Source organism: Alkaliphilus crotonatoxidans, from assembly GCF_054658015.1.
The window spans coordinates 747,502-764,062 of the sequence record NZ_BAAHXS010000006.1 but is presented as its reverse complement, the minus strand read 5'-3'; the positions used below and the strand labels follow the sequence as shown (position 1 = coordinate 764,062).

15 protein-coding genes and 1 tRNA gene are annotated in these 16,561 nt (G+C 41.8%); 10 read left to right on the top strand and 6 right to left on the bottom strand.

What is annotated here, in order from left to right:
* Positions 1 to 158 precede the first annotated feature (158 nt).
* The 5 genes from ACYQ1I_RS15610 to ACYQ1I_RS15590 all read left to right on the top strand — a co-directional run bounded on the left by ACYQ1I_RS15610 (position 159) and on the right by ACYQ1I_RS15590 (position 3,009).
* Positions 159 to 650, top strand: coding sequence for a MogA/MoaB family molybdenum cofactor biosynthesis protein (locus ACYQ1I_RS15610; protein ID WP_459766963.1), 492 nt, complete (start codon positions 159 to 161; stop codon positions 648 to 650).
* Positions 651 to 938: 288 nt separating this feature from the next.
* On the top strand, positions 939 to 1,406 hold the full coding sequence (spoVAC, locus tag ACYQ1I_RS15605) for a stage V sporulation protein AC (RefSeq protein ID WP_459766962.1): 468 nt from the start codon (positions 939 to 941) through the stop codon (positions 1,404 to 1,406).
* On the top strand, positions 1,407 to 2,417 hold the full coding sequence (gene spoVAD / locus ACYQ1I_RS15600; protein ID WP_459766960.1) for a stage V sporulation protein AD: 1,011 nt from the start codon (positions 1,407 to 1,409) through the stop codon (positions 2,415 to 2,417).
* Between the two features lie 14 nt (positions 2,418 to 2,431).
* Entirely contained in the window at positions 2,432 to 2,785 is a 354-nt protein-coding gene (spoVAE, locus tag ACYQ1I_RS15595; RefSeq protein WP_459766959.1) for a stage V sporulation protein AE, read from the top strand.
* Positions 2,786 to 2,805: 20 nt separating this feature from the next.
* Positions 2,806 to 3,009: a DUF1657 domain-containing protein gene (locus ACYQ1I_RS15590; protein WP_459766957.1), complete on the top strand. Its 204-nt coding sequence runs from the start codon at positions 2,806 to 2,808 to the stop codon at positions 3,007 to 3,009.
* 122 nt (positions 3,010 to 3,131) lie between these two features.
* Here the strand turns inward: ACYQ1I_RS15590 and ACYQ1I_RS15585 are convergent, their stop codons facing one another.
* The 4 genes from ACYQ1I_RS15585 to ACYQ1I_RS15570 all read right to left on the bottom strand — a co-directional run bounded on the left by ACYQ1I_RS15585 (position 3,132) and on the right by ACYQ1I_RS15570 (position 7,216).
* Complete coding sequence (locus tag ACYQ1I_RS15585; RefSeq protein ID WP_459766955.1) at positions 3,132 to 3,989, bottom strand: DUF421 domain-containing protein; 858 nt, start codon at positions 3,987 to 3,989, stop codon at positions 3,132 to 3,134.
* A gap of 20 nt (positions 3,990 to 4,009) precedes the next feature.
* Positions 4,010 to 4,216, bottom strand: a complete 207-nt coding sequence (locus ACYQ1I_RS15580) for a DUF1657 domain-containing protein (protein WP_459766954.1) — start codon at positions 4,214 to 4,216, stop codon at positions 4,010 to 4,012.
* Between the two features lie 538 nt (positions 4,217 to 4,754).
* Entirely contained in the window at positions 4,755 to 6,086 is a 1,332-nt protein-coding gene (locus tag ACYQ1I_RS15575) for an amidohydrolase (RefSeq protein ID WP_459766952.1), read from the bottom strand.
* Positions 6,087 to 6,268: 182 nt separating this feature from the next.
* Positions 6,269 to 7,216 (bottom strand): polysaccharide deacetylase family protein, encoded by a 948-nt coding sequence (locus tag ACYQ1I_RS15570; protein ID WP_459766951.1) that lies wholly within the window; start codon positions 7,214 to 7,216, stop codon positions 6,269 to 6,271.
* Between the two features lie 188 nt (positions 7,217 to 7,404).
* Between ACYQ1I_RS15570 and ACYQ1I_RS15565 the strand changes: the two genes are divergently transcribed.
* Positions 7,405 to 8,937 carry an FAD-dependent oxidoreductase gene (locus tag ACYQ1I_RS15565; protein WP_459766949.1) on the top strand — a complete coding sequence of 511 codons (1,533 nt, stop codon included), beginning with the start codon at positions 7,405 to 7,407 and terminating at the stop codon, positions 8,935 to 8,937.
* Between the two features lie 249 nt (positions 8,938 to 9,186).
* On the opposite strand, the gene ACYQ1I_RS15560 is transcribed toward ACYQ1I_RS15565, so the two are convergent.
* Positions 9,187 to 9,263: transfer RNA gene (locus tag ACYQ1I_RS15560), tRNA-Thr, on the bottom strand.
* A gap of 347 nt (positions 9,264 to 9,610) precedes the next feature.
* Here ACYQ1I_RS15560 and nifV point away from each other — a divergent pair.
* The 3 genes from nifV to ACYQ1I_RS15545 are packed head-to-tail and all read left to right on the top strand — an operon-like array spanning position 9,611 to position 13,705.
* Entirely contained in the window at positions 9,611 to 10,756 is a 1,146-nt protein-coding gene (gene nifV, locus ACYQ1I_RS15555) for a homocitrate synthase (RefSeq protein WP_459766947.1), read from the top strand.
* Between the two features lie 11 nt (positions 10,757 to 10,767).
* Complete coding sequence (locus tag ACYQ1I_RS15550) at positions 10,768 to 12,705, top strand: aconitate hydratase (RefSeq protein WP_459766945.1); 1,938 nt, start codon at positions 10,768 to 10,770, stop codon at positions 12,703 to 12,705.
* Positions 12,698 to 13,705: an isocitrate/isopropylmalate dehydrogenase family protein gene (locus ACYQ1I_RS15545; RefSeq protein ID WP_459766944.1), complete on the top strand. Its 1,008-nt coding sequence runs from the start codon at positions 12,698 to 12,700 to the stop codon at positions 13,703 to 13,705. The genes ACYQ1I_RS15550 and ACYQ1I_RS15545 overlap by 8 nt, the downstream gene beginning before the upstream one ends.
* 45 nt (positions 13,706 to 13,750) lie before the next feature.
* Here ACYQ1I_RS15545 and ACYQ1I_RS15540 read toward each other — a convergent pair whose 3' ends face one another.
* The gene (locus ACYQ1I_RS15540; RefSeq protein WP_459766943.1) at positions 13,751 to 14,998 is read right to left on the bottom strand and encodes an HlyC/CorC family transporter; all 1,248 of its coding nucleotides are present in this window, start codon (positions 14,996 to 14,998) and stop codon (positions 13,751 to 13,753) included.
* Between the two features lie 205 nt (positions 14,999 to 15,203).
* On the opposite strand from ACYQ1I_RS15540, the gene ACYQ1I_RS15535 reads away from it, so the two are divergent.
* On the top strand, positions 15,204 to 16,490 hold the full coding sequence (locus ACYQ1I_RS15535; RefSeq protein ID WP_459766941.1) for a homoserine dehydrogenase: 1,287 nt from the start codon (positions 15,204 to 15,206) through the stop codon (positions 16,488 to 16,490).
* Positions 16,491 to 16,561: the final 71 nt, after the last annotated feature.

Below are 16,561 nucleotides of genomic sequence, written 5' to 3'. Positions count from 1 at the left end.
TCTAGTGCCCTGCGACATTCAGGTTATGATTACCCCTGGTGAAGCTTCCCCATAGTGTCGCTGTCGCCAATCAGGCACTGGGGCGGATGAAATAGCCCCGGGGAATAACCCCAATTTTAAATGCAACTAAGTACTAATTTTTATAAAGGAGGATTCATATGATTACAATTGGAATTATCACTGCCAGCGATAAGGGTTCAAGGGGAGAAAGAAAAGACATTAGCGGCCCCCTTATTGAAGACATTTTAAAGGATATAGGCGGTACGGTAAAGGATTATGCCGTTGTTCCCGACGAGCGTGCTGCACTGGCGGAAAAAATGATTTACATGTGTGATGAATTAAAGCTTGATTTAGTGTTAACCACAGGTGGTACAGGCTTTTCCCCCAGGGATGTAACCCCAGAGGCCACCCTGGACGTAATTGACCGCTTGGTTCCCGGTATACCTGAAGCCATTCGAATGAAAAGCCTTACTATAACACCAAAGGCCATGCTTTCCAGGGCTGTGGCGGGAATTAGAAAGCAAACCCTTATTATCAACCTGCCAGGTAGCCCCAAGGGGGTTAGAGAAAGTCTCGAGGTGGTTTTACCGGCCCTTTCCCATGGTATTGGTATTCTTAAGGGAATAGAAGGGGAATGTGGAACCCATTAAATATAAAAAATAATATATTATACCCTTCTATTTTGCATGATTGCAAATATTTACGATACTGTATTAATTCAATAACCTTATTTTACTTAAATCCGAAATGCCTACATTGTTTCAGGCATTCGGATTTTATTTTTTTGTAAGAAAATCCAGCCCTTCCTACTATTATATGCATAAGTAATTTTATGGTGAATCCTGTTGAATTTTTATGGCATACATCCCCTACTACTGGAAATAATACAGTAAGAAGCTATTTCAAGATTATTGTTTTAAGGAAAGAAGGTGAATGCTTTGTCAAGTCAAAAGAAGAAAAAGCTTAGCCCTACCCAGCAAAAATATCAGGCCTTTGCCAAGGCTAGAGAGCCACAACGACCTGTATTGATCAATTGCCTAAGGGCCTTTTTAATTGGAGGCATTATTTGTGTAATCGGCCAAGGGATCCAGATGATCTACATAAAATACTTTAATTTCACAGAAATTACGGCTTCCAATCCAACCACAGCGACACTTATTATTGCATCGGTTTTACTTACGGGCCTGGGAATCTATGATCACCTGGCCCAATGGGCCGGAGCCGGAACAGCAGTTCCCGTAACAGGATTTGCCAATACCGTAGCCTCTGCGGCCATCGAGCATCGTAGTGAAGGTTACGTTTTGGGGGTTGGGGGCAATATGTTCAAAATAGCAGGTTCGGTTATTGCCTATGGTGTATTTTCCGCCTTTGTGGTGGCATTAGTAAAAATAATTATAAAAGGATAGGTGATTACTTTGCAACAGGGACATCAAACCTGGGTCTTTAAAAATAAGCCTGTCTTGATTGCTTCAGCCGCCGTCGGGGGCCCCTTTGAGGCTCAAGGGCTCCTTGCAGATGACTTTGATATATTGCATGAGGACATCTGGCTGGGCCAGGACAGCTTTGAGAAGGCTGAAAAGAGACTATTGGAAGAAGCCTGTGAAATTGCCATTCATAAGGCAAATATGAAAAAAGAAGACATACAGTATTTTATCAGCGGAGATTTAATGAATCAGATAATCAGCAGCAGCTTTACAGCCAGAACCCTGGGGGCCCCCTATTTGGGAATATTTGGTGCTTGCTCCAGCGCTATGGAAGGTCTTGCCCTGGGCTCACTGCTGGTGGACAGCGGTGCAGCCGGCAATGCATTGGCAGCCGCCTCTAGCCATAATGCTGCAGCAGAAAAGCAATATCGATATCCTACTGAATATGGTGCGCAAAAACCCCCTACGGCCCAATGGACCGTTACTGGAGCTGGAGCCGGGCTGGTGGCAGCCACCGGCGATGGTCCCAGGGTAATCGCCGCTACCATTGGGAAAATAGTAGACATGGGACTTTCAGACCCCTTTAATATGGGCTCAGCCATGGCTCCTGCAGCAGTCGACACCATCTTGACCCATTTTAGAGAAATGGATGTTGACCCAAACTATTACGATTTAATTGCAACGGGCGATCTGGGTCGAATCGGTCATCGTATAGCCAGTGACCTATTAAGTGACCATGGTTTGACCATTCCGGCCAATAAATTTACTGACTGTGGTCTTTTAATATATAAGCCTGAGCAGCCGGTATTTGCAGGTGCCAGTGGATGTGGCTGTTCCGCCACTGTGACCTATGGTCATTTATTAAAGCGTGTGCGAAAGGGCGAATTAAAGAGAATATTAGTAATTGCCACCGGCGCATTGCTTTCTCCAATGTCGTATCAGCAAAAAGAAAGTATTCCCTGTATTGCCCATGCTGTGGCAATCGAAGCATAAGGAGGGATTTTAATATGGAACAATTTATTTGGGCCTTTATTGTTGGCGGCGGAATTTGTGTAATTGGCCAAATCCTTATGGATGTTTTCAAATTAACCCCTGCCCATACCATGTGTACGCTGGTGGTGACCGGGGCTATTCTAGGGGGGCTGGATCTGTACGAGCCCCTAATTAAATTTGCCGGTGCCGGTGCCTCGGTACCGATCAGCAGCTTTGGTAACTCCCTGGTAAAAGGTGCCTTGAGTGAAGCTGAGCGCAGCGGAATCATCGGGGTATTGACAGGTATTTTTGAAGTTACCAGTGCTGGTATTTCATCGGCAATTATTTTTGGTTTTTTAGCATCGTTAATATTTAAGCCCAAGGGTTGATATGAAGGGAGGTGATTTTAATGACAGTAGGAACCCAAATGCAGCAAGCCATCGCTGGTATTCAAAGTGCGGCGGCAACATTAAAAACTTTTTCACTGGAAACCCAGGATCAAAATGCTCAAAAGGAATTCCAACAGATTGCTCAAAACTTAGAAAATGCTTTACAAACATTGAAAAACAGACAACAATATATTGAGCAACAGGAACCACAGTTCAGGCAGTAATCAATTAAGTCTTTAAAAATTTAAAAAATTCTATTGGTTTTGTAATTCGATCGAAGGATGATAAAGCCAGCCCGGTGAAACTTCATTGGGCTGGCTTTAACCTCGTTAACCATATAGGTTCTTCACGCCTTCAAATGGGGCTCCAGTTTTTCTATGACTTCCCCTACGATCTTTGCAAACCGGTTGTAATTTTCCTTCCATTGGGGATTCTTTGTTTCAAGATGATAGGATATAAAATCCGCCTCAATTTTCTCCAAGGTTGCCATAAGTAAGTCCTTGGCCGAGCTTTGAGGAAGCTGTAGTGCATCATCATAACAGTCTACATACAGCTCCCCCATGGAATCCACCTGGGCTAAAAACACATTCTCTAAATTAACACCTATTATCTCAAGCTGGGTACGAAGCCAGTCACGATTTAAGCCCCTTGTGGCCAACGGCTCATCAAGAATATTGCCGTCTAATATGACTGTCTGGGGTTCCTTTCCGGAATCCACCTCAATTCGGCAATCATAGGGGGTTAAAGGCTGCTTTTCCCGCTTGGGCATTACTGTAATGTCTCGATTAGCCTCCATAATTGCAAATTCCACGTCAGCCAGATTAAAGATATTTTTTCTCCTTAGCTGTGAAAGAAGCTCTTCCCCCGTTAAACCGGCACTATGAAGATTTTCCTCCATGATCTTGCCTGCTTTAATCACTACCACCTCTTTACCATAAAAATGGTCGTGGGCCCATTTTGATTTTTGAATTGCATATTGAATAGCAAAGGTGGCTAAAAACCAGATAACGATGGCCGAAGCCCCTAATCTCAGATCAACCACATTTAATGCAACCATTGAAATCATTCCCGCCAATACAAGAACTGCAATTAAATCAAAATAGGTCATCCCCGAGACTGATTTTCTTCCGGCCAAAGGAGCTAAAAAAAGTACTGCACCAAATAACACAATAATCCTTACAAACAATGAAAGCCATTCTTCCACTTTACTTACCTCCCAACTGTTTAAAAGCCTTTAAACTGAGGTTCTTCCCGTTCAATTTGCCCAACCCTTTTTTCCACCTGTCGGGTAATTCTCTCCAGCTTCTCGTGACAATCAGAAAATAATGCCTTTATTTCTGGATCAGGATGATATTCCCCGTACATTTTGATGGTGGCACAGGCTCCCTTTAATGAAGCGTAGGTTTGCTTAACTTGAGATGCTACTGTCATTTCGATCCTCCTCTTTCTTGTTGTTAAATATTAATATTCCCACACCCTTCTACCTTTATAAGTTTTTTTGATGAATAAGTAGTACTTGTAAAGAACAAAGTCTTCCTTGCCTACTCTGTTGAATTCTATATATGGAAACTTCTCTTTATTTAATTATTTTAGTAAGCGCCTTCCCCTGCTTGCCGGTTAGCGTGACCATTGAAATACAGTAAAAGAGAGATATCATTGCTGTACTTGTATTTAGTAGTATAATTATCTTATACTTTGCAAATTTACAGAAAATCTCTAACTTTTTTGGAACTGCCGCAAGTTACATTGAAATGGCAAATCGGCGGTACGGAATATTCTATTTCGAGCAGTTATGATGGAAAATGCAGGCAGAATATTCACATCAGCTATGATTCGGCAGGGATTCTACCAGAACTAAATAACACGATACATGAAGAAGTGGCGTAGCTTTTATGCTACGCCACACTTCGCTCAAATACTGTTTTACTAAGAACTGACTAATGAGACTAGATTTAATTTTGATTAAATTTTATTCAGCGGTAAATACAATTTCTTTAGAAAGCCCCTGTTGCAGTTTCAGATATTCAGACTTTGTCATGCTGGGAGTAAAATTATTTAGAATTTCCCTTGCTTGTCTGGCATCATCATATAGCAGGTCTATAAGGGTTAAGGCGATTAGCTTAGCCGGCAGCAAATAGGCAAGCTCCTTGTCAACCACCTTAAATTCCCTGGTATGAAGCTCCCCTGTGACCCCTCCGATAAAGGGATGCAGTGTTGGCATTAAATGGGACAAATCACCAAAGTCAAAGGATCCTCCCAATTCTCCGCCTACAGCTACCTGCTCCGGAGCAATCAGGGTAGCCGCATTTTGATGGCATAATTCATCCAGAGGCTGATGGGTTAATAAGGGTAAGTATCCTGGTATTTCATTAATTTTCAGGGTTGCTCCCACTGCCATGGCCCCGGCCTTTAAAGAGCGATTCACCTTGTGATTAGCGTCTAATATCCCAGTTAATGTACGCCCCCTTACATAGGCCTCCATACGAACATCTGCCGGAACCGCATTGACAATGTCGCCTCCCTTGGTTAGAATAGGATGTACCCTGATTCGATCCTTCTCCATAAAGGTTTCTCGTTGAGCATGGATATTATTAATGGCCAGAACCGCAGCATTCAGGGCATTAATTCCCTTTTCAGGGGCAGCACCGGCATGGGATTCACTGCCTATAAATTGAATTTTTTTACCCAGAAAGCCATTCCCTTCAGCTCCGATTAAGATATTTTTTCCTGTGTTGTTCATGCTTAAAGCATGAACCATCATGGCCATATCCACCTGATCAAAATAGCCACGATAAATTAATTCCTGCTTTCCACCAAAGAACTTTATTTTCCCCTGTTCCTTTAGCCTTGATCGATATTCCAGCTCGATAAATTCCTCCGCCGGTACAGCAAAAAAATCTACCGCCCCTGCCAGCTCATCACTTACCCCGCCTTTAATGAGTCCAATGGCGACTCCCAGCATGGCGGCAAGCTGCATATGATGCCCGCAGGCGTGGACAGCCCCAAATTCATCGGCATTTGGGTGTTCCATACAAATTACTGCATCCAGCTCCCCCATCACAGCAATTCTTGGCCCCCTATTTTGATTATTTAAAGTGGCTCTACAGCCAGTGAGGGCTACTTCCCTTTCTACTGTAAGCCCCAGGGCTTCCAGCTCCTTTTCTACCCTATAGGTGGTATGATTTTCTCGATAACCTAGCTCTGGCTTGTTAAAAATTTGTTCTGCAAAGTCTATTATTTTATCACAATTTTCATCAATGGCATGAATAACCTTTTCCTTAAGAATTTCCTTAGCTCCCATTTTATCTACCCCTCTTCCCAGGTATATTTACCATGAGGTTGTTGAATATTTTGTATGCCACTAGGCTTAGCTTAAAGCGGGATTTAATATTTCAACAACCTATATCATAATATAATTGGTTATTCTACAAAGAATTGTTAAATCCTCTACATACCTTTAGACAAATCTCTCATATTGACAAATCATCGTATAATCTTTCGATTTACGAGCCTTAATCCTTCTAAATGACTCAGTTCTTCATCAGAGGGATTTTCTAAGGTTTTAAAATTATAGCCTTCTGCCATTAAGGTTTCAATAATCTTTGGCAGAATTTCTAATAACAATTCATTTTTGGTCACATCATGGAATAATACTACTGCAGTATCCTTTCCCTTTATTCCCTCCAAAACATTACTTAACATTTTTTCTGAATCAGAAGCATCAGGCCCTGTATCCCCTGCCGTTACATTCCAGTCAATATAGTAATAGCCTTTATTTATAATATCTTCGGTAAGGGCAGGCATGAAGGCTTCACCACCATACTCAAAGGAGCTGTGGTTGCCAGATCCACCAGGAAAACGGAACAGCACAGGGGCAGGTTTACCCAATATCTCTTCATAGGTCTTACGGGCCCGGTCAAAATCGTCATAGAAGCTGTCAAAGGTGGAATAGATAGCATAATCATGGGAATAGGAATGGGGCAAAACAGCATTCCCGGCCTCCAGGGTTTCCATTGCAATTTCTGGATTCCGTTCCAGCATTTTTCCAATGACAAAGAAGCTGGCATTAATATCATAATGATTTAATATTTCTAACACACGGGGTGTCAAGGCGGTTGGCCCATCATCAAAGGTTAAGTATACTGTCTTGCCGGTCATCACGGTATCCTGCCTTGACTTATTGTCTTTCTCAGTCCCTTCCGGGTCAGGCTCTTTTATATTTTCAGCTTCATTTTCCTGAATAGGCTCATCAACGGGTTCATTCTCATTCCCGATGGGTTCTTCCAAATCATCTTCTGCATTAACTTCATCTGCTAAATTATTTTGCTCTAAATCCCTTAAAAAGCCCTGAGTATTACCTCTAACAGCCAGGATCGTTACCAAAAAGAAAACGACCAAGCCTGTTACGATTAGTTGTTTACTAATTTTCACCAACAATTCCTCCTGTCACAAATATACGTTCTACAATACATTATAATATACCTTTGTAAAGAAACCCTTAAGAAATAATTAAAATAAAACAATCATTGCAATTTTACCTCGGGAATAAATGTAATTTGTCAGGGCAAAATAAAGATATTTCAACGGGATTTAAAAACAAATAAGACAGGAGGATTCAAATGTCAAAGGAAGATTTGACCAAAAGCCTTGAAAATATTAAACCCAACCCCTATTGGTTGGCTTCAACTGAAACCCCTGAATACCCTACCCTGACAGAAAATATTGATGTTGATGTGGCCATTGTGGGCGGAGGAATGGTGGGTATTACTGCAGGCTACCTATTGAAAAAAGAGGGATTAAAGGTAGCAATCCTTGAGGCGGATGGCATTTTACAGGGCACCACAGGCCATACTACCGCCAAAATCACATCACAGCATGGGTTAATTTACGATAAGATCAAGACCGAAATGGGAGAAGAAAAGGCTCGGCTTTATGCTGAAGCCAATGAATTTGCCATACAATTTATTGCTGATCTAGTAGAGAAAGAACAGATTCGGTGCGATTTTCAATGGACCTCTGCCTATGTCTACACCCATTCAAACCAGTATATTAGAAATATATATAATGAAGCAGAAACTGCTTCAAGTTTGGGGATTAAGGCAAGCTATTTAGAGGAGATTCCCCTCCCCTTTTCTGTAAAGGCAGCTCTGCGCTTTGATCGACAGGCTCAATTTCATCCTCGAAAATACCTATTACACCTGGCAAAGCAGATTCCAGGGGATGGCAGCCATATTTTTCATAACACCAAGGCCGTCGATATTCAAGAAAAGGATGCCACTGTAGTTTACACTGAAAAGGGCCCCCAGGTAAAGGCATCTAAAGTAATTGTGGCGTCCCACTACCCATTTTTTGATAAGCCAGGTCTGTATTTTGCACGGGTATATCCTGAACGCTCCTATGTTTTAGGGGTAAAAATTAAAGATGATTTTCCAGGAGGCATGTATATTACAGCAGAGGATCCCGGCCGATCCCTTCGTTCCCAGCATCATCATGGAGAACAGTTAATCCTGGTGTCTGGAGAGCACCATAAAACCGGCCATGGAAAAAGTACCCTTAAGCATTATAAAAATCTATTACAGTTTGCCCAGGATACCTTTCAGGTGGAAAATGTTCTTTATCGCTGGTCTACCCAGGATTGCATGACCCTTGACGATGTACCCTATGTTGGTAAATTAGCCGCCACCACCCCCAATACCTATGTCGCCACAGGCTTTGGTAAATGGGGAATGACCAACAGCACAGTGGCTGCTATACTTCTAAAGGATTTAATCACTCAGGGAGATAATCCTTGGCTTGAGGTATATAACCCCTCTCGCTTTACCCCAAAGGCCTCAGTCAAAAACTTTTTGATTGAAAATGCCGATGTAGCCCTTAACTTTGTAACAGGAAAAATTGTACCAGGAAGCCTCGTGGATGATATCAAGAAAAATGAAGGAAGGGTCATTCAATGGGAGGGTCAACGGGTCGGGGCCTATCGTGACCAAGAGGGTGAGCTGCATTTAGTTGATACAACCTGTACCCACCTTGGATGTGAGCTGGCCTGGAATGATGCTGAAACTACATGGGACTGCCCCTGCCATGGATCTCGATTCACCTGTGATGGAGATATTGTTGAAGGCCCTACAATAAAGCCCTTAACAAAATTAAAATAATTAGGCCTCTATTACCCGTACGGCTCTTAATTTAATCAATGGATTCCCTTTTAAGCCCTCTCAATAGAGGGTGATTTTTTTTTATTCTATTAGGGAAGTTCTCGCCTATCACAACTAAATTAAAGAGAATGTATACAGATTTTAATAGGATCATTTTTTTATCTTTCAAGGGAAGACTTAATTCTTTGAATAAAATATAAAAACCCATCCCCTGCAACCTGCAAGAAATAGGCTTTTCTAGTAATTTTATGGAGCTGATGATGGGACTTGAACCCACGAACCTCTTCCTTACCAAGGAAGTGCTCTACCTACTGAGCTACATCAGCATTTCTTTTTTTATTATGCCCCCCGGACACTAGATTATTATATATTAATTTTTTATGATTGTAAATAGTGTTTTTAAAATTTTTTTATCTAAATTATAATTTTTATGTCGGAATAAATGGTATTATTTTGAATTAATTTTAAAAACAACCAGAGTTTTGCAAATGAGCTTACAGTTTCCTTCAATGCAAAACGATATTTCTTTATTTTCTCCAATTATTATATTATATTTTGCAATATTAATATATATAAATTTCATTTTTAAACAAAATGACGTTGACTAAATTAATTCTTGCATATACAATAATATGAAACAGCGATTTTTAATTGTCATGAGGGAGGTTGTATAATGGAAAGAGAAATTAAGATTTTGGATACTACCTTGAGAGACGGTGAACAAACGGCTGGGGTGGTCTTTGCCAATGAAGAGAAGATATTTATTGCAAAAATGCTGGATGCTGTTGGCGTTGATCAAATTGAAGCAGGTATTCCAGTGATGGGTGAAAATGAAAAGGATGTAATCAAAAAAATTGTCAAAAGCAATTTAAAGGCCAGCATTATGGGCTGGAACCGGGCGGTGATTCAGGATATTCAAGAATCCATTGATTGCGGTGTGGATGCAGTAGCTATTTCTATTTCTACCTCAGATATTCACATTAAGCACAAGCTGAATTCAACCCGTGAAAGGGTAATTGAACAAATGGTGAATGCTGCGGAATATGCCAAAAAGAATGGCTTGTATATATCCGTCAATGCCGAGGACGCCTCTCGGAGTGATGAAGCTTACCTTATTGAATTCATTAAGGCTGCCAAGGAAGTCGGGGCCAATCGTATTCGATTTTGCGATACGGTAGGAATCTTAAATCCGATATCAACCTTTGAAAAAATTAAAATGATTAAGGAACAAGTTGATATTGACATAGAAATGCATACCCACAACGATTTGGGAATGGCCACAGCCAATGCCATAGCAGGAGCCATGGCCGGGGCAAAATATCTGGGGGTTACCGTTAATGGCATCGGAGAACGGGCCGGAAATGCTTCTTTAGAAGAGGTAATTATGGCAGTTCACACCTCCATGGGAGCTAAGCCCAATTATGACATCAGCAAATTGAAGGATTTATGTCACTATGTTGCAAAAGCCTCTGACCGAGTCATCCCCAAATGGAAGTCCGTCGTGGGTGATAATATATTTTACCATGAGTCAGGAATCCATGCCGACGGTGCCCTTAAAAATCCCCTTACCTATGAAATCTTTAACCCCGATGAGCTTGGGCTGGAACGAAAAATTATCATCGGAAAGCATTCGGGAACGGCAGCGATCAAAAATAAACTGGCAGCCTATCATATTCATATCGACAGCAGTATATCCTATGCCCTGCTGGAAAAGGTACGCAATACATCGGTGGCTGTGAAGCGTTCCTTAACAGATATGGAGCTTTTAGATCTTTATCAGGATACGATTAACGAAATGAAAATTAAAAAAGAAGCATAGGAGGAAATAAAATGAAAAAGAGTCTAACCTATAAAATTCTTGAAGATCACCTGTTGGAAGGAACCCTGGAGCCGGGAGAGGAAATCTGCATTAAGATCGACCAAACCCTAACCCAGGATTCAACCGGAACCATGGTCTATCTACAGCTGGAAGCCATGGGAATTGATGAAATTCAAACGGAACTCTCTGCCGCCTATGTTGATCATAACACCCTGCAAACCGGATTTGAGAATGCTGATGATCATGAATTTATTAAAAGTGCTGCTGCCAAATATGGTATTATTTTTTCTAAACCTGGAAATGGTATATGTCATCAGCTTCATTTAGAAAACTTTGCCAAGCCAGGAAAAACCCTTATTGGCTCTGATAGCCACACCCCCACCTGCGGCGGCCTTGGAACCCTGTCTATTGGTACCGGAGGCCTGGATGTGGCCGCTGCCATGGCTGGCGGAAAATATTTTTTAAAGGCACCAAAAGTATACAATATTCAGCTGGAGGGCAGCCTAAAGCCTTGGGTTTCTGCCAAGGATGTTATTTTATATATATTAAAAAAGCTGAGTGTTAAGGGGGGAGTTGGCAGCGTAATTGAATATACAGGCTCGGGTCTGAAGTCACTTTCAGTAACCGATCGGGCTACCATCGCCAATATGGGAGCCGAATTGGGGGCCACTACCTCACTTTTTCCCAGTGATGAAGTTACCCTCCAGTTTTTAAAATCTCAGGGCAGAGAAGGCGACTGGATTCCCCTCTCGGCTGACAAAAATGCTGATTACCATGGCGGTTTGGTCATTGATTTGGGTGAAATTACCCCGTTAGTTGCCAAGCCCCATAGTCCCGATAACGTCGATATGGTTGAAAATGTCAAAGGTTTGAAGGTGGATCAGGTGTTAATCGGCAGCTGTACCAACTCGTCCTATCGGGATTTGATGAAGGTCGCCGCCATTTTAAAGGGTAAAAGGGTTCATCCTGATGTTAGCGTAGGAATTTCACCAGGCTCCAGCAGCATATTAAAAATGCTGGCTGATAATGGCGCTCTGGCAGACCTGATTGCAGCAGGTGTTAGAATTTTGGAATGTACCTGCGGGCCCTGTATTGGAATGGGTCAATCACCTAAAAATAACGGGGTTTCCCTCAGAACCTTCAATCGAAATTTCTGTGGAAGAAGCGGTACCAAAAGTGCTGAAATTTATCTGGTCAGCCCTGAAACTGCTGCTGTTTCTGCCATTACCGGCACCCTGGAAAATCCCGAAGCCCTGGGGGAAGCCCTTACTATACAGGATCCAGTAAGGTATTTTAAAGGCTGCCATTATTTTATTTTTCCAAAGGAAAAAAGCAACGAAATTAAAATGGGCCCTAATATTAAGCCCTTCCCTGTGAATGACCGCCTACCTGATACAATCGAATCAAGGGTCATTTTAAAGACAGGTGACCATATTACCACCGATGATATTATGCCTTCGGATGCTAAACTGCTTCCCTATCGTTCCAATATTCCCTACCTGTCAAAATATTGTTTTCAAACAATTGATGAGGGCTTCTGGGAAAAATGCCAAAGCCATGGGGGCGGCATCATTATTGGTGGAGAAAACTACGGCCAAGGCTCTAGCAGAGAGCACGCCGCCCTGGTGCCCCTCTATCTGGGCATTAAGGCCGTTATCGCCAAGTCCTTTGCCAGAATTCACAAGGCCAATTTGATCAACAGTGGAATACTTCCCCTGGAATTTATGGATCAATCAGATTACAGCACCATTAATGATGAAGATGAGCTGGAAATAGTCAATCTTTTTTCTGCCCTTAAGGGAGGCGGAGCCATTAAAGTGAAAAATACCAGTCAAAACTATACCTTTTTAGTAAAATTTGTTGGTTCCCCCAGGGATGTGACCATACTAACCTCAGGAGGCTATTTAAACTACATCAAATCCAGTTTGGAGGTGGCCGAAAATGCGTAAAATTACATTGATTCCTGGTGATGGTATTGGTCCGGAGGTCATACAGGCTGTCAGGGAAGTAATCAATGCCGCCGGTATTAATATTGACTGGGAAGAACAAAATGCCGGCGAAACGGTTTATCAAAGGAGCGGTAAGTTTATACCCGATCAACTCCTTAAGAGCATTGAACAAAATCGAATTGTCCTTAAGGGCCCCATTACTACCCCCATCGGCAAAGGATTTAAAAGTATTAATGTTACCCTTAGGCATCAGTACAACACCTATGCCAATGTACGGCCGGTAAGAAGTATTCCGGGTCTTACCTCTCCCTTTCAAAATGTAGACCTGGTCATTATAAGAGAAAACTCTGAGGATCTTTATGCCGGAATAGAATATATGGCCGCCGATGGTGTAGCCCAGTCCATTAAAATCATTACCGAACATGCTTCTACTCGAATTGGCGAATACGCCTTCCAGTATGCCCTTAAGCATGGCCGTAAAAAGGTTACCGCCGTACACAAGGCTAATATCATGAAAATTTCTGACGGATTATTTCTTGATTGTATTCGCAGGGTTGCTGCAAAATATCCATCCATACAATATGAAGAAGTAATTGTAGACAATATGTGTATGCAGCTGGTGATGTATCCTGAAAGATACGATGTTTTGGTGCTGCCTAATCTCTATGGTGATATTATTTCAGATCTAGCGGCAGGACTTGTTGGGGGATTAGGGGTTGTTCCCGGAGCCAATATCGGTGAAAAAATCGCCATATTTGAAGCTGTCCATGGCAGCGCTCCAGATATTGCCGGTAAAGATCTGGCTAATCCCACCGCTTGTATTTTATCGGCGGCCATGATGCTAGACTACCTGGAGGAAGCAACGGCCGCCCATAAAATACGTCAGGGTGTATTCAAGGTAATTGAGGCAGGCAAGGCCATTACAAGGGATCTGGGGGGAAATGCCACCACCACCGAAATGACCCAGGCCATTTGTCAGGCCATTTCTGGTCAATCATAGTTTACAAGAAGTTAAAAAGTGAGACTTCCTTGCTGTAAGGAGGCCTCACTTCTTTAAAATACGGATCATTTTGATTCTATTTTTATCAATGTCCTCCACCTTGAAGCTGATCCCCTCGTATTCCACTACCTCCCCCAGTCTAGGAAATCTTTCCAACTGTCCAATCATAAATCCGCCAATGGAATCGAAGTCATCAGACTCGATCGATATATCCAACAGCTCCATTACCTGGGTAATTTTCGTACTGCCTGCTACTAAATATTCATTTTCACTAATCGCCCTTACCTCAACTTCATTTTCATCATATTCGTCCTGAATTTCCCCTACGATCTCTTCTATCAAATCCTCTATCGTGACAATTCCCGAAGTTCCTCCATATTCATCCAATACAATGCACATATGGGTGCGATTTTTCTTCATCTCCTTAAAAAGTGTACTGATCTTTTTAAACTCAAAGGTAAAGCTGGCCCTTCTCATATAATTCCTTATATTAAAGTTACTCGAAAGGTCTTCAACTAAAATTAAATCCTTAACATTCAAAATGCCAATAATATCGTCAATGCTCTTCTCATAAATAGGATATCTGGAAAACTGCTCTTTTTTTACCGTCTCCAATATTTCCTCCAGAGGGGTATCTATATGAAAGGCAACCAAATCAGTGCGCTGTACCATTACATCGCTTATATGCAAATCACCAAATTCAAAAACATTATAAATCATCTGCTTTTCGTCTACCTCAAGGACCCCTTCCTCATGGCTTACAGTGACAATTGTCTTTAATTCCTCCTCGGTAATAAAGGGGGCTGTTCGATCCCCCTTTACCCCTAATAAAGCCATAATTCCGTTGCTGACATAGTTAAATATCGTTACAATAGGCTTAAGCAGGGAAATAATAACTGCCATGGGTTTAATAATTCTAAAGGACATTCGTTCAGCCCTTTTTGCTGCCAGGGATTTAGGCGTAATTTCGGCAAAAACTAAAATCAGCACCGTCATGATTCCGGTGGCAATGGCGACTCCGCCACTGCCAAAAAAGTTTAAGGCAAGGGATGTGGCCAGGGCTGAGGCACCAATATTGACTGCATTATTAGCTACTAGAATGGTACTGAGAAGCCTTCCCGGCTTTTCAGTCAATTGATATACCAGAGAAGCCCCCTCCACTTCTTCCTCCATCAGATGCCTGATTCTAATTTTACTGATAGACATTAGGGCGGTTTCTGAAGCAGAAAAAAAAGCAGAAATAATTAATAAAAGCAATAAAACAATGGTTTGAATGATAGCGCTGTAGTTCAAAATTTATTTCACCCTTCCAATATGCCATTTTAAATCCCTTTTAAAATTAGCATTTACATTATAGTATAGCTCTATAACTGAAAAATAATAATGGAAAAAATAAAAACCCATAAAAGGGATTTGTACATCATATAAAAACACTTGTCTTTTTAACGAGGATTGTATACAATATAGACTATATATTAATTTAGAAGGAGGAAGTCCGATGAAAACTATTGGTATTGGGTTAATGGGCCTGGGGAATGTCGCCTCGGGTGTCTGGAAGATCATTGAAATGAATCAAAAGAAATTCGTGGAGGAAACAGGTCATCAGGTGAAGGTACAACGGATTCTGGTACGGGATATGGCTAAGATAAGGTCTGTTGAAGTACCGAAGGAGCTGATTACCAGCGACCTGAAGGATATAACTGAGGAGCCTTCTATTGATATCGTAATTGAACTGATTGGAGGTATTCACCCTGCTAAAGAGTACATTGAAGAAGTACTGAAAAATCAAAAGCATGTGGTTACTGCCAATAAAGCCGTTATTGCCCACTATGGTGACGAATTGCTTAAGCTGGCCGATGTAAATGGTGTTTATCTTCATTTTGAAGGCAGTGTTGCGGGGGGAATTCCAATTATTGAAACGATTAAGGAAAGCCTGACCGCCAATGAAATTGATGAAATTAAAGGAATTGTCAATGGTACCACCAATTATATTTTAACTAAAATGACCCTTGAAGGAGATGATTTTCAAATTGCCCTTCAGGAGGCCCAGTCAAAGGGCTACGCTGAGGCAGATCCAACGGCGGATGTAGACGGCTTTGATGCAGCCTATAAGCTCTCTATTTTATCTTCCCTGGCCTTTCAAACCCCATTGCCTATTAATGGAATTCATCGTGAGGGAATACGGAAAATTACTCCCCTTGATATTGAGTATGCCCGGGAGCTGGGCTATACAATTAAATTACTGGCCATTGGAAAACGCAAGGAGCAGGGTCTGGAGCTAAGGGTTCACCCTACACTAATTCCGTCAAATCATCCCCTTTCATCGGTTAACAATTCTTTTAACGCTATTTACTTAAAGGGCAATGCCGTTGGAGAACTGATGCTTTATGGTCGGGGGGCCGGCGACCTGCCCACGGGCAGCGCTGTGTTGGGGGATCTAATTTCCATCATCAAAAAATTATCATGTCAGTATTTTCAAAGGCCAAGATTAACTTCTTGCCCTTCTGAGGGTTTGCTTAAATCAATGGATGAAACCATCAGTGATTACTATATTCGGATTGTCGTAAAGGATATACCGGGTGTATTAGGTCAAATCGCCTCTCTTTTCGGTCAAAACCAGGTCAGCCTTTCCACAGTCATCCAAAAGGGATTGGGAGAACCAGAGGTTTCTCTGGTATTTATTACCCATTCCAGCAGGGAATCTAATGTACAAAAGACATTACAGGAGGTTGTTACCATACCGCAGGTAAAGGAAATTGCTAATTTAATCAGAGTAGAAGGATAATAGATTCTTATGACAAAAAAAACCGGTAAACCCTGATAATGATTTTGTCTATTCAAGGTTTACCGGTTTTT